15 protein-coding genes are annotated in these 13471 nt (G+C 37.3%); 13 read left to right on the top strand and 2 right to left on the bottom strand.

Features of this window, described 5'->3' with window-relative positions; genetic code table 11:
- Nucleotide 1 precedes the first annotated feature (1 nt).
- From ACJ2A9_RS11175 to ACJ2A9_RS11165, 3 genes are all read left to right on the top strand, one after another.
- The gene (locus tag ACJ2A9_RS11175) at nt 2-937 is read left to right on the top strand and encodes a DMT family transporter (protein ID WP_441421729.1); all 936 of its coding nucleotides are present in this window, start codon (nt 2-4) and stop codon (nt 935-937) included.
- Nucleotides 938-952: 15 nt separating this feature from the next.
- Nucleotides 953-1594, top strand: coding sequence for a TlpA disulfide reductase family protein (locus tag ACJ2A9_RS11170; RefSeq protein WP_441421728.1), 642 nt, complete (start codon nt 953-955; stop codon nt 1592-1594).
- A 114-nt stretch (nt 1595-1708) separates the two neighbouring features.
- A complete protein-coding gene (locus ACJ2A9_RS11165; RefSeq protein ID WP_441421727.1) occupies nt 1709-2782 on the top strand; it encodes a DUF3866 family protein in 1074 nt (357 codons plus the stop codon).
- Here ACJ2A9_RS11165 and mciZ read toward each other — a convergent pair.
- Nucleotides 2779-2913, bottom strand: a complete 135-nt coding sequence (gene mciZ, locus ACJ2A9_RS11160; protein WP_441421726.1) for a Z-ring formation inhibitor MciZ — start codon at nt 2911-2913, stop codon at nt 2779-2781. The two genes, ACJ2A9_RS11165 and mciZ, sit on opposite strands and share 4 nt — an antisense overlap.
- Before the next feature lie 88 nt (nt 2914-3001).
- Here mciZ and ACJ2A9_RS11155 point away from each other — a divergent pair, with 88 nt between their 5' ends.
- From ACJ2A9_RS11155 to ACJ2A9_RS11115, 9 genes are all read left to right on the top strand, one after another.
- A complete protein-coding gene (locus tag ACJ2A9_RS11155) occupies nt 3002-3553 on the top strand; it encodes an NUDIX hydrolase (RefSeq protein ID WP_441421725.1) in 552 nt (183 codons plus the stop codon).
- Nucleotides 3554-3559: 6 nt separating this feature from the next.
- Entirely contained in the window at nt 3560-4732 is a 1173-nt protein-coding gene (locus ACJ2A9_RS11150) for an endonuclease Q family protein (RefSeq protein ID WP_441421724.1), read from the top strand.
- A gap of 198 nt (nt 4733-4930) precedes the next feature.
- Nucleotides 4931-5575 (top strand): stage II sporulation protein M, encoded by a 645-nt coding sequence (spoIIM, locus tag ACJ2A9_RS11145; protein WP_441421723.1) that lies wholly within the window; start codon nt 4931-4933, stop codon nt 5573-5575.
- A gap of 149 nt (nt 5576-5724) precedes the next feature.
- Nucleotides 5725-6189, top strand: coding sequence for a ferric iron uptake transcriptional regulator (gene fur / locus ACJ2A9_RS11140; RefSeq protein WP_441421722.1), 465 nt, complete (start codon nt 5725-5727; stop codon nt 6187-6189).
- 150 nt (nt 6190-6339) lie between these two features.
- Complete coding sequence (locus ACJ2A9_RS11135) at nt 6340-6570, top strand: YqzK family protein (protein ID WP_441421721.1); 231 nt, start codon at nt 6340-6342, stop codon at nt 6568-6570.
- A 36-nt stretch (nt 6571-6606) separates the two neighbouring features.
- Nucleotides 6607-7500, top strand: coding sequence for a site-specific tyrosine recombinase XerD (gene xerD, locus ACJ2A9_RS11130; protein ID WP_441421720.1), 894 nt, complete (start codon nt 6607-6609; stop codon nt 7498-7500).
- 136 nt (nt 7501-7636) lie between these two features.
- The gene (gene deoB, locus ACJ2A9_RS11125; RefSeq protein ID WP_441421719.1) at nt 7637-8818 is read left to right on the top strand and encodes a phosphopentomutase; all 1182 of its coding nucleotides are present in this window, start codon (nt 7637-7639) and stop codon (nt 8816-8818) included.
- A gap of 187 nt (nt 8819-9005) precedes the next feature.
- The gene (locus ACJ2A9_RS11120) at nt 9006-9812 is read left to right on the top strand and encodes a purine-nucleoside phosphorylase (RefSeq protein ID WP_441421860.1); all 807 of its coding nucleotides are present in this window, start codon (nt 9006-9008) and stop codon (nt 9810-9812) included.
- A 189-nt stretch (nt 9813-10001) separates the two neighbouring features.
- The gene (locus tag ACJ2A9_RS11115; RefSeq protein WP_441421718.1) at nt 10002-11303 is read left to right on the top strand and encodes a pyrimidine-nucleoside phosphorylase; all 1302 of its coding nucleotides are present in this window, start codon (nt 10002-10004) and stop codon (nt 11301-11303) included.
- 86 nt (nt 11304-11389) lie between these two features.
- On the opposite strand, the gene ACJ2A9_RS11110 is transcribed toward ACJ2A9_RS11115, so the two are convergent.
- Complete coding sequence (locus tag ACJ2A9_RS11110) at nt 11390-12016, bottom strand: carbonate dehydratase (RefSeq protein ID WP_441421717.1); 627 nt, start codon at nt 12014-12016, stop codon at nt 11390-11392.
- Nucleotides 12017-12235: 219 nt separating this feature from the next.
- Here ACJ2A9_RS11110 and ACJ2A9_RS11105 point away from each other — a divergent pair, with 219 nt between their 5' ends.
- Nucleotides 12236-13405, top strand: a complete 1170-nt coding sequence (locus ACJ2A9_RS11105) for a D-alanyl-D-alanine carboxypeptidase family protein (protein ID WP_441421716.1) — start codon at nt 12236-12238, stop codon at nt 13403-13405.
- Nucleotides 13406-13471: the final 66 nt, after the last annotated feature.

Raw genomic sequence — 13471 nt, 5'->3', positions numbered from 1 at the left:
TATGAGTGATTTAATCTCGAGGGTGCAGCGGTATCCATATGTTCTGTTAGTATTGGCTACATTTTTTTGGGGAACAAATTTTGTTTTTGGAAAGGTTCTTGTTGAAACGATACCACCTTTTCATATTGCTCTTATGAGGTGGATCGTTGCTATACTCGTATTTTTGCCATTTGTTTGGAAGGATTTTATTAAACATAAACAATTGTTGCTAAAAAATTGGAAAATCCTTTTCTTTTTAGCTCTAACGGGTGTTGCCGGATTCAATACTTTGTTGTATATTGCAGTACAGTATACGACTTCAATTAATGCATCACTTGTCAACTCAACAGCACCACTACTAATTGTATTACTATCAGTCATATTTTTACGAGAACAACTTGTCCGTTTTCAAATCGTCGGTGTGATCGTTTCGTTTGTCGGGGTGATCGTCGTCATTTCTCAGGGAAGCATCGAACGACTGCTTCAGCTGTCGTTTAACCCTGGTGATATTTTTGTTGTAAGTGCCGTTATCTCATGGTCAATTTATTCGATTTTAATGAAGAAATATGGAGTAACGTTACCGAAAACAGCTACATTTGCGGCTACAATGATCATAGGTCTATTAATTTTACTGCCTTTTACAGTTTGGGAAAGCAGTACAACAGAGTTTGCCGTTGCACAATTATCGCTAACCCACTGGCTGGGGATTATGTATTTAGGCATATTCCCAAGTATTGTTTCTTTTATTTGTTGGAATGAAGGTGTTGTTCAAGTTGGACCGGGAAAATCCTCTAATTATTTACACTTAATTGTTGTTTTTACCGGTATAATAGCAGTAATGATCGGTGAGACTTATACAATTATTCAATTTATTGGTGGGGTATTAATTTTAACAGGTGTTTTCTTTGCTTCTAATCAGTCTCTCTTAAAAAGAAGACCGGTTACAGTAAAGTCTTAGTGAGGAGGTTAGGTAATGAAGGGTCGATTCACGACAATTTTTATCCTCGGTATTGCAGCCGTTGCGATTATCTATGTATTAATTAGTTCCAATAGTAATAAGCAAGTATCTGAACAAAATCAATTTCTTACTGAGGGAGAACAGTCAGATCAAACTGCAGAAAATGAACAGGACGTAAATACAGAAGAAATCATAAATGAAGATGGTGAAATAAAGACAGGGATTTTTGAAGGGATGATTGCTGAAGATTTCACGCTTCCACTATGGGAGACTGAAGAAAAAAAAGCACTCTCCGATTATAGAGGAGAAATTGTCATCTTAAATATGTGGGCTTCTTGGTGCCCTCCATGTCGTAAAGAAATGCCGGATTTAATTCAATTGCATGATGATTATAAGGAGCAAGGTGTCGCTGTTGTCGGGATTAATATGGCTAGTGTTGAACGAAATGCTTATGATGCTAAGGAATTTATGGAAGAATTTCAAGTGAATTTCCCAACATTAGTCGATGTTGATGGTGAAGTAGCAGATATTTATCAAGTGTTAGGGATTCCCGTTACGTATGTTCTTAATGAAGATGGTGTGATTTACAAGCGAATAATGGGAGCGGTAACGTATGATATGTTAGCTGAATTTATATCAGAAATTAAAAAGCAATAATCGATAGGAGAGAGTACTCTCCTTCTTTTTTTACCTGTCAAAAAGGATAATTCAACCTGTTTAGGTAATAGTATACAATAACTATAATTACTTTAAAGTTGTGGAGCAGGAATTATGTATAAGGAAATGATTGTTCGTGTGACAGAAATATTATATGAAGATCATCAAATTCAACTCCTCCAAACTTCTGGCGGAGCGAAACGGGCGATGCTATATCGAAGTTTCATTGCGAAAGCAAATATAGGGGATACGATTCTTGTAAATACAACAGCAGTTTCATTACGTTTAGGAACTGGGGGCTGGGATATTGTGAAGACAATAGTCTCTCCTCTTAAAGAACACTCACAAACTCAAGAAGGTCATATTATGAAAGCTCGGTATTTACCTAGTCAATATAGTGTCCTTTCGGTTGAAGCACAAGAAAGTAAAGATCACGAGCTATTCCTTCAGCCATTTACTTTATCTGGGAAGAGCATTTTAATTGGAGAATTACATAGTATGATCCCTATTGCATATGGGGTTTTAAGAGAAATTGATCAAAATCGCTCAATGACAGTTATTATTAGTGATCAAGCGGCTCTTCCTCTAGCGATGAGTCGTCATTTGCGTTTTTTACATAATAAAACGAATTTTAGTTCGATTACCATAGGTCAAGCGTTTGGTGGTCAATATGAGGCAGTGAATTTGCAAACGGCACTGCAGTTTGCGACTGAAAAGCTACATTCAGATCTGATTATGGTTTCACTTGGTCCAGGTGTGGTTGGAACAGGAACTCGTTATGGTTTTAGTGGAATGGAGCAAGCAAATTGGGCGAATATTATTGGAAGCTTATCAGGTACACCTGTATGGATTCCGAGACTGTCGTTTTCTGATGGAAGAGAAAGGCACAAGGGGATCAGTCATCATACATTAACACCGTTAGAAAAATTCACATTCGTAAAAAGTGTTGTTCCACTTCCAACATTAAAAAAAGATTGGTTAACAAAGCTGCAAAAACAAGTAGAGCCATTGCAGGAAAAAGGACATCAAATTGAATTTGAGAAACAAAATGATTTGGAAACGTACATAGAATTGACGATTAAGAATTATCCTTTTCCGTTAAAAACAATGGGAAGAGAGTATAAGGATGATCCATCATTTTTTCTTGGCGTTGCTGCTGCGGTGAAGTGGGTTATGGAGCATAGTTAACGCTTAATGTCTTGTTTTTTGATCCACTCTTCCACTGTTTCGTACCGTTTCATATATTGTTTGATGATTGCACGAACTTGCCAGCCCTTTCCAACAACGGTAACACGTTGGTGTTGAATGTATACTTTCACTGTACTCATCCTTTCTAATGTTGAATTGAAACTGCTTTGTTAGAATGTATGTCCAAAAGTGAAATAAAAGAACAAAGGGGAAATTTATATGAAAAATGATCATTTATATGAGAAAACAATTGAAACAAAATCGATTTATAAAGGTAAAATTATTGATTTAAATCTAGTAGACGTTGAATTGCCAAACGGAGAAAAAAGTAAGCGGGAAATCGTTAACCATCCCGGGGCAGTCGCAATTATCGCTCTAACTCCTGATGAAAAGCTGTTGTTGCTTCGTCAATTTCGGAAGCCGCTTGAAAGAACCATTATCGAAATTCCGGCTGGGAAATTAGAGAAGGGTGAAGATCCGCTGGATGCAGCAGTTAGAGAATTGGAAGAAGAAACAGGCTACAAGACGAATGAATTGAAACACATCACTTCTTTCTATACATCTCCGGGATTTGCTGATGAATTGATTCACTTGTATTATACTGATCAATTATTACCCGGTCAGACGAACATGGATGATGATGAATTTCTAGATGTGTTGGAAGTCACGCTTGATGAGGCACTTGAATTCGTTGAAAAAGAAGAGGTATATGATGCAAAAACAGTGTTTGCGATTCAATATTTACAGCTGAAAAAATGTCTTAAAGGGTGATTTCTGTTGTCAGAGCATTTCTATGTTGATTTACATATCCATATTGGGAGAACGAATAGTGGAAAACCAGTAAAAATTACCGGTGCAAAGTCATTAACGATTACTAATATTCTTACAGAAGCTGCATTAGTGAAAGGGATGGACATGATAGGAGTCATTGATTGTCATGTACCTGAAGTATTGAATGAGCTAGAGCAAATGATAGAACAAGGTAATGTTATTGAGTTAGAAGAGGGCGGTTTACGTTTTGAAAACGTCACACTCATTCTCGGATCAGAAATTGAAATATATGATGAGCATTGCCAGGGGCCGATTCATGTTCTTGTCTATTTTCCATTTTTGGAGAAGATGAAACAGTTTACAGACTGGCTCGAAGGAAGAATGAAGAATCGTACTCTTAGTTCACAAAGGCTGTATGAAACTGGCATAAACTTACAGAGAAAAGTGAAAGAGTTAGATGGCCTCTTTATTCCCGCTCATATTTTTACACCATTCAAAAGCCTGTACGGAAAAGGTGTAAATAAAAGTCTCGAAGAAGTATTTGATCCAACACTTATTGATGCCGTTGAATTAGGGTTAAGCTCAGATACAACGATGGCTGATCAGATAAGTGAGCTTCATCATTATCCATACCTTTCAAATTCTGATGCTCATTCTCTTGCAAAGATTGCTCGTGAATACCAAGTGCTCAAGATGGATCAACCGACGTTTAAAGAACTACACATGGCGATTAAAGGTGAAATGGGGCGTGCGATTATCGCTAACTATGGATTAGATCCCCGATTAGGAAAATACCACCGAACCAGCTGTGAAAAGTGTTGTACTATTATTGAAGACAGTGATCTTGAGAAGTGTGCTGCATGTGGACATCATCGCTTTACAAAAGGGGTTTACGAGCGGCTGATTGAGCTTACAGATCATCAAACAAGTAGTCAAGAAATAAATCGGCCTCCATATGTGCATCAAGTTCCTTTGGAATTTATTCCAAAGCTTGGTCCTAAGACGTTAGCAAAATTAAGAGATTATTTTAAAACCGAAATGGCGATTATCCATGAGGCACCCGAAGAGGCATTACGTGAAGTCGTTTCAGATGCCATTGTCTCCTATATTATGAAAGCAAGACTAGGTGAGCTCACCTTTAAAACAGGTGGCGCAGGGAGATATGGGAAAGTAGAGTAATAAAAAAATGTAAAATGTAGAATTTAAAATGTAAAATTAGTGAGGGATTTAATCGAGAAGTCTTTTAAAAGATCTTCTTGAATTAGCTTTCAACTAATTTTACATTTTCCATTTTTACAGGTTATAGATTCAGGGTTGTTTTCATAGATTGGATTAAGAGAGTTTCACTGACCGTATATCCAATCTAGGAGGATGATTATGAATCAGGGGCTAAGATTAAAACAAGCAATTTCTTATCATATAGAAGATAATCGCTCGCTATATTTATTTACGATTGTACTGTTTTTAATGGGAGTTATCTTTGGAGCAATCGTTGTAAATAGCTTAAGTTTAACTCACAAGTATGATTTATATATGTATTTAAGTCAGTTTTTTGGACAAGTTGCTGATGGGCACTTTGCCAATTCTGCCGCAATGTTTAGTCAAAGCTTTGCTCACTACGCCAAATATGTTGGAATGATGTGGTTATTAGGGCTCTCAATTATTGGGCTGCCAATTATTTTGATCCTGCTCTTTTTAAAAGGGTTAATGGTTGGTTTTACGGTAGGTTTTCTTGTCAATCAAATGGGGATGCCGGGATTTGTCCTGTCATTTGTGTCAATTATGCCACAAAACTTTATTATCGTTCCGGCATTTATTATTGTTGGAACGGCATCGGTTGCCTTCTCATTAAAAATGATTCGTCACCAATTTATTAAAAAAAGCCATGAGCCAATTTTTCAGCAATTGTTACGATATTCCTTACTTATCCTTTGTATTGGTGCCCTCTTAAGTATTGCTTCTGCATTTGAAGCATATGTATCCCCTGCACTGATGAAATTAATTGTTGGCTGGATGGGGTAAGGGTGTTATTAGTTGAAAGTTGATTATCATTTTATAATTATTATTATCTTAAAAATAGTACAAAAAAGATTTTATAATGGTTATAAATTGACAGGCCCTTCTTGGACATTTATAATAAAATTGTTGAATTGGCTGAGGAGGGGCAGAATATGGAAAAAAGAATTGAACGGATAAAGAAACAGCTACACTCACAAAGCTATAAGCTTACTCCACAACGTGAAGCCACGGTTCGTGTTTTATTAGAACATGAGGAAGATCATTTGAGTGCAGAAGATGTATACCTCCTTGTTAAAGAAAAGGCACCTGAAATTGGACTAGCTACTGTTTATCGAACATTAGAATTGTTAAACGAATTAAAAGTAGTGGATAAAATTAATTTTGGTGATGGTGTTTCCAGATATGATTTACGACAAGAAGGGGCTGCGCATTTTCATCATCACTTAGTATGTATAGAATGTGGCTCAGTTGACGAAATTCAAGAAGATTTATTAGGCGATGTCGAAATGATTGTTGAGAGAGATTGGAATTTTCAAATAAAAGATCATCGTTTAACATTTCATGGAATATGTCATCGTTGCCAGGATAAAGAAGAAAAAAATGAAACTGAATTATAATACAAAAGAACCTTTCAGGAAAAGATCTGAAGGGTTCTTTTTAATTCTTTTGTAAGTTTTTCCAACTTTCAATTTTTAACTATATTTAAAGTATAAACTGTGAATCATTTGGCATACCTTGTACTAAGGGTTTTTTAAGGAGGAAATGGTATGAGGTCATGGTTATCATTAGTATGGGAAACGACGAGAGTTTTTCTATTGTTTATGGGGTGCACGTTATTATTTTATTATGGTATATTATGGGTGAGCCAGGAGTATGAAAACTATCATCGCTACGATGAACCACAAGGACGTGCTGTCAAAGTATTTCATATGGATGGCGAAGCAGGAGAAAGTAAATTGTTGGATCGACTCTTCTTATTCTATCATTATGGAGAATAAGTGGAGGTAAATCTAAGCTAAAATAGGGGCGAATGAATGAAAAACGAGATTCAAAGCTTTTTATACTATTTAACTGTTGAACGGGGATTGGCACATAATACGATACAATCATATCGTAGAGATTTAATGCAATATACACGTTATATTGAACTCGTTGAACAAATCACATCAATGAATCAGATAAAACAAACAAGTATTGTAAACTATCTTTATCATGTACAAGAGCAGGGACGTTCACAAGCAACGATTGCAAGACAGCTTGCATCGATCCGTTCCCTTCATCAATTTTTGTTACGTGAGAAATTGACGGAAACGGATCCCACCGTACATATTGAGACTCCAAAGACGGAAAAGAAAGTTCCATTAATATTAACAACGGCTGAAGTTGAAGCGTTACTTGAAGTTCCGAATTTAACTACATCGTTTGGCATAAGAGATAAAGCAATGCTCGAGGTATTGTATGCTACTGGAATTCGTGTGACTGAATTATGCTCGTTGAATATCAGTGATATTCACTTAACAATGGGTTTTATCCGTTGTATTGGGAATGGACAAAAAGAAAGAATTATCCCATTAGGTCAGATAGCCACTACTTCATTAACACATTATTTAGAAAAAGGCCGACCGAAATTAGTGAAAAACAATACCAGTGAAGATGCTTTGTTTGTTAATCATCATGGAAGGAGATTATCGAGACAAGGTTTTTGGAAGATTCTCAAAAAAATGGCTAATCAAGCTAATATTGAAAAACAATTAACTCCTCACACATTACGCCACTCATTTGCTGCACATTTACTTGAAAATGGTGCTGATATACGCGCTGTTCAAGAGATGCTAGGACATTCAACGATTTCGACAACACAAATGTATACCCACGTTTCAAAGAAAAGGATAAAAGATGTCCATACAACTTATCATCCGAGAGCATAATATACTGGAGTTTATAGTGTAAAACGTAAGCTATAGACTTTTTTCTTAACATTGATTTATTGCTGTAAGGGTATAGTAACTAAATGTAATGGAAAGTGTACAAACTTGTAATTTTCGAATATAGGAGGTCTTTGTAATGGCTCAATATCGTTTCAAACGAATTTTTTTAATTGTAATGGACTCAGTTGGTATCGGTGAGGCACCTGATGCAGATAAATTTGATGACATAGGTTCAGATACGTTGGGACACATTGCTGAGAAAATGAACGGTTTACATATGCCAAATATGGCCAAGCTTGGGTTAAGTCATATTCGGGAAATCAAAGGAATTGAAAAAGTTTTACAGCCATTGGCACATTATGGAATGATGCAGGAGGCTTCTAACGGGAAAGATACAATGACTGGACATTGGGAATTAATGGGGTTACATATTGAGCAGCCATTTCGTACATTTCCGGATGGCTTTCCGCCAGAGTTAATACACCAATTAGAAGAAAAATCAGGTCGAAAGGTAATTGGGAATAAGCCAGCATCAGGTACGGCGATACTTGATGAATTAGGAAAGGAACATGTGGATACAGGAGCCATCATAGTCTACACTTCTGCCGATTCGGTATTACAAATTGCTGCGCATGAGCAAGTAGTTCCACTTGAAGAATTATATAACATTTGCAAAATAGCCAGAGAGTTGACGCTTGATGAAAAATATAAAATTGGCCGCGTCATTGCCCGTCCATTTGTTGGTGAAGCAGGAGATTGGCAGCGGACATCGAACCGTCATGATTATGCTTTAAAACCGTTTGAACCTACTGTTCTTGATGCCTTGAAGGATGGCGGTCTGGATTCCATTGCGATTGGAAAAATATCTGATATCTATGACGGTGAAGGAATTACCGACTCATTACGCACCGTCTCAAATATGGATGGAATGGATAAGCTCTTACAAACGATCGATATGGAGTTTACTGGACTAAGCTTTTTAAATCTTGTGGACTTTGATGCTCTTTATGGACACCGTCGGGATCCGATCGGCTATGGAAAGGCATTGGAAGAGTACGATACTAGACTGACGGAAGTCTTTGAAAAATTAACGGAAGACGACCTGCTTATTATTACTGCTGATCATGGCAATGACCCTATACATCACGGGACTGATCACACGAGAGAATATGTCCCGCTTATTGTTTATAATAAAGGACAAAAAGAAGCAAAAAAATTAGGCACCCGTCAAACGTTTGCCGATGTCGGTGCAACCGTTGCCGATAACTTCAACGTCAAAGCCCCAAAACATGGGGAGAGCTTTTTAAATTCAATTTAGAATTGAGAATGTAGAATTTAGAATTTGTTGAGGGAAAGTTTAGAGTTTAGAATGTAGAGTTTAGAGTTGTCTGTAATATTTCGAGGAGGTTTTTAAGAACACTACGTTGAAACAGCCGAAAAACAACTCTAAATTCTAAACTCTACACTCTAAACTAAAAGGAGGTTTACCGTTGTTTGATTCTGAAATGATTAGTGAATCTGTTCAATATATAAAAGGAAAAGTTTCTGACTCTCCAGATATTGGTTTAATTCTTGGTTCCGGTCTTGGGATACTTGCTGATGAGATTGAAAATCCGGTCAAGATTCCTTACAGTGATATTCCGCAGTTTCCTGTTTCTACAGTTGAGGGTCATGCCGGACAATTTGTATTTGGAACCTTACAGGGTAAGAACGTAGTGGCAATGCAAGGGCGTTTTCATTTTTATGAAGGCTATTCGATTCAAAAAGTAACATTCCCGGTTTTGGTGATGAAGCAGCTTGGTGTAAAAACATTAGTTGTTACAAATGCTGCTGGCGGTGTAAATGAATCATTTGAGCCTGGAGATTTAATGATAATAGAGGATCATATCAATAATATGGGGCAGAATCCATTAATTGGTCCAAATGATTCTAGTTTAGGTGTTCGTTTTCCAGATATGTCTCAAGCGTACTCAAAACGACTCCAAGAAAAAGCAAAACAAGTCGCTGCATTATTGCAGATTAACCTAAAACAAGGTGTATATGTAGGGAATACCGGCCCGACCTATGAGACGCCTGCAGAAGTCAGAATGATCCGAAAGTTAGGTGGGGATGCTGTTGGAATGTCAACGGTACCTGAAGTCATTGTTGCAACATACGTTGGGATTGAAGTTTTGGGAATTTCATGTATTTCAAACATGGCTGCCGGTATACTCGACCAGCCTTTAACACATGATGAAGTAATAGAAACAACGGAAATGGTTAAAGAAAAATTTTTAGCACTCGTTAAGAATGTTGTGAAGGAAATTGATTAAGTTATTTGAGTGTAGAGTTTAGAATGTAGAGATTAGAGTTGTTGAGGGATGTTCTGGAAGTAATGAAAAGACACTGCCAAGATTTATCCTACAAGTAATTCTAAATTATACATTCTAAATTCTAAATTCGTTTTTAAAGTCTTTTAACTCTACACTCTAAACTCTAAACTAATAGTGAGGGTGTTTTCTATGCGGATGGTTGATTTAATTGAGAAGAAACGCGATGGAATGGAGTTAACAAAAGAAGAGATTGATTTTATCATTGCAGGTTATACGAATGATGAAATTCCTGATTATCAAATGTCTGCACTGGCGATGGCGATTTTTTTTAACGATATGACTACAGATGAGCGTTCGTATTTAACGATGGCTATGGTGGAATCTGGAGATCAAATCGATCTATCAGCCATTCATGGAATTAAAGTAGATAAGCATAGTACAGGAGGAGTTGGTGACACAACAACATTAGTACTTGCTCCGTTAGTTGCAGCGGTTGGTGTTCCTGTGGCAAAAATGTCTGGTAGAGGACTTGGGCATACTGGAGGAACAATAGATAAGTTAGAAGCGATTACTGGCTTCTCAGTCGAAATCACAAATGATCAGTTTATTGACCTTGTTAATACAAATCATGTTGCAGTAATAGGTCAAACAGGAAATCTTACCCCTGCGGATAAGAAGCTCTATGGTCTCCGTGATGTCACAGCGACTGTTAATTCAATTCCCCTTATTGCAAGTTCAATTATGAGTAAAAAAATTGCATCAGGTGCAGATGCTATCGTTTTAGATGTAAAAACAGGTGCCGGTGCCTTTATGAAGGAGCTTGATGATGCAAAAGAGCTTGCGAAAGCAATGGTGGGCATCGGAAACAAACTCGGTCGAAAAACAATGGCAGTGATCTCTGATATGAGTCAGCCATTAGGATTTGCAATCGGTAACGCACTTGAAGTGAAGGAAGCGATTGACACATTAGCTGGTAAAGGACCAAAGGATTTATATGAATTATGCTTAACGTTAGGCAGTCATATGGTTTATTTAGCAAATAAGGCGGAAACTCTTGAGGAAGCAAGGCAAAAATTAGAAGAAGTTGTAGCAAACGGTAAGGCGTTAGAGAAGTTTAAAACATTTGTTGCCGCACAGGGTGGGAATCCAGAGATTGTTGATGATCCTTCTAAGCTGCCAACAGCGAAATATACAATTGAGGTTGAAGCTAAGGAAGACGGAGTTATTTCAGCAATTACTGCTGATAAAATTGGAACTGCAGCAATGATCTTAGGTGCAGGAAGGGCAACGAAAGAATCGAAAATCGACTTGGCCGTTGGGGTCGTGCTTCTCAAAAAAATTGGTGATAATGTAAAAAAAGGAGAATCGCTGGCAACGATTCACAGCAACCAGGAAGAGGTTGCTGATGTAATAAAACGGATTGAAGAGTCCTATTCCATTTCTCAGGGGAACGTTGATATCCCATCACTTGTCTATGATGAAATTAAATAGACGGCATTACAAACAAAGCGTGTGAACTCTCCAATGAATTCACACGCTTTTTAACTGTCTAACTCCGGCGCCTACGCTTTTCTATTTTATTCATATGAAAAAGCTAGGGGGGTATTTTGGTAATATGATTTTCCTAATCGGTAATAGTGATCAACGATTTCTTGATTTAAATTTTTATGTTTTTCAGGTACTTCAGGGAGCTGATCCGCATCCTCTTGCTTCCAGATCGATTGTCCAGGTGCGACAAATCGGTCGTCCCCAATTTTTACACCGTTTGTTACAGTCGCACCGTGCATGATGACACAGTTTCGTCCGATAATAGCATCATAGATATTTGCATGCTGTCCGACGAATGTATTATGACCAATAAAGAGAGGACCATGAACTGCAGCATGATGCAATACACTATTTTCCCCTTCTAAATAGACACCCCACTTATTCCCATTCACTTCAACGTGTTCTCTGCCTGGATGAACATGCATTAATACATAGTCTTGGATATTTGTGCGTGGACCAACATAATATGGATAGCCGGAATCCGCACGTAATAAATTTTTAAAGCCTACGAAGACATCGTCTGCAATGGTAATATCACCAATAATCATTGAATCCGTACCAATCACTGCTATTGGACTTATGGTTGGATAACTAATACTTGTAACTTCTGCTACTGGTGGATTTTGACTGATTATTGGGTATCGATATTGATTCATGGGTAATCCGCCCCTTTTTTGTATTCTTTCTTACCATATGCTAAATAAATATCTTGGGTGACATGAAGCGGCTGCTCCTTCAATAATGAAATTTTTTTAATCTTTTCTAATAAAATTCCAAAACTTGTATAGAATAGTTACTGTTTGGAAAAAATGCCTATATAAAACTTGGTATAGGAACGCCTTTTTTGAAAAGGTATGAAAAATGGAGGGATTTAAATGTTCAGGGGATTAATGATAAGCCTTTTAAGTTTTGTAATGATTGTTACATTATTTACTGGATATGGTTTTGCCCAAGATTCAAACGTAGAGTTAGCTAAAGAAGCCGATTCAGCGATTATAATTGAAAGAGATACCGGAGAAATTCTCTATGAGAAAAACAGTGATCAACCACTCCCGCCTGCAAGTATGACAAAGATCATGACAATGCTTCTGATAATGGAAGCGATTGACAACGGAAAAATAAAAATGGATGAAAAGGTACGAACGAGTGAAAGAGCGGCTTCAATGGGAGGTTCACAAATTTTTCTTGAGCCTGGAGAAGAAATGACTGTTGAAGAAATGTTAAAAGCAATTGCTGTAGCATCAGGAAATGATGCCTCTGTGGCGATGGCTGAGCATATTGCTGGTTCAGAAGAAGCATTTGTCACGATGATGAATGATAAAGCGAAGGAATTGGGGTTAAAAAATACAAGCTTTATGAATTCAAATGGGCTTCCTGCCAAAGAACATTACACAACAGCTCACGATTTAGCAATTATTTCAAAAGAACTGTTAAAGTATGATGAAATCACGAGATTTACGGGAATCTATGAAGATTATCTTCGGGAAAATACAGACAAGAAGTTTTGGTTAGTCAATACAAATAAACTAGTCAAATTCTATCCTGGTGTTGATGGGCTGAAAACTGGATATACTCGTGAGGCGATGTATTGTCTTACAGCGACTGCAAAGAAAAATGATATGCGTGTGATCGCTGTTGTCATGGGCGCCCCTTCACCGAAAGAACGAAATCGTCAAATTACTGAAATGTTAGATTATGCATTCAGTCAATATATGGTTCACAAATTATATGATCGAAACCATGTCATTTCAGATGTAAAAGTGAGCAAAGGGCAAGCTGAAACTGTTCCTCTTGTAACGTCAGAAAGCGTATCCATCCTCACGAAAAAAGGTGGAAATATTGAGGATGCTACGGAGAATATTGTACTAAACGGACAATTAAAAGCACCAATAAAAAAGGGTGATGAAATTGGAACGTTAAAAATTGAACAGGATGGAAAAGTCATCATGGAATCTTCATTGGTTGCTGGAGAAGATGTGGATACCGCATCATGGTGGAGTTTATTTAAACGGTCCTTCAAGAGCTTTGCCGGAACAATTCATTAATCGTATCTTCAGGATTGTAAACAACACGTTGTCAAAGCCTGCATGTATGTTCACTTTTATTGCCGA

The organism is Anaerobacillus sp. MEB173, assembly GCF_052119505.1.
Classification (GTDB): Bacteria; Bacillota; Bacilli; order Bacillales; family JBJMAU01; genus JBJMAU01.
Note: the sequence above shows the minus strand (reverse complement) of the source record. Positions and strands in the feature narration are given on the sequence as shown.

Coding starts and splice junctions, on each gene's coding strand:
- ACJ2A9_RS11115 (WP_441421718.1), top strand. CDS start 10,002: ATGCGGATGGTTGATTTAATTGAGAAGAAACGCGATGGAATGGAGTTA.
- ACJ2A9_RS11170 (WP_441421728.1), top strand. CDS start 953: ATGAAGGGTCGATTCACGACAATTTTTATCCTCGGTATTGCAGCCGTT.
- ACJ2A9_RS11165 (WP_441421727.1), top strand. CDS start 1,709: ATGTATAAGGAAATGATTGTTCGTGTGACAGAAATATTATATGAAGAT.
- spoIIM (WP_441421723.1), top strand. CDS start 4,931: ATGAATCAGGGGCTAAGATTAAAACAAGCAATTTCTTATCATATAGAA.
- ACJ2A9_RS11105 (WP_441421716.1), top strand. CDS start 12,236: ATGTTCAGGGGATTAATGATAAGCCTTTTAAGTTTTGTAATGATTGTT.
- ACJ2A9_RS11120 (WP_441421860.1), top strand. CDS start 9,006: ATGATTAGTGAATCTGTTCAATATATAAAAGGAAAAGTTTCTGACTCT.
- xerD (WP_441421720.1), top strand. CDS start 6,607: ATGAAAAACGAGATTCAAAGCTTTTTATACTATTTAACTGTTGAACGG.
- deoB (WP_441421719.1), top strand. CDS start 7,637: ATGGCTCAATATCGTTTCAAACGAATTTTTTTAATTGTAATGGACTCA.
- ACJ2A9_RS11155 (WP_441421725.1), top strand. CDS start 3,002: ATGAAAAATGATCATTTATATGAGAAAACAATTGAAACAAAATCGATT.
- fur (WP_441421722.1), top strand. CDS start 5,725: ATGGAAAAAAGAATTGAACGGATAAAGAAACAGCTACACTCACAAAGC.
- ACJ2A9_RS11175 (WP_441421729.1), top strand. CDS start 2: ATGAGTGATTTAATCTCGAGGGTGCAGCGGTATCCATATGTTCTGTTA.
- ACJ2A9_RS11110 (WP_441421717.1), bottom strand. CDS start 12,016: ATGAATCAATATCGATACCCAATAATCAGTCAAAATCCACCAGTAGCA.
- ACJ2A9_RS11135 (WP_441421721.1), top strand. CDS start 6,340: ATGAGGTCATGGTTATCATTAGTATGGGAAACGACGAGAGTTTTTCTA.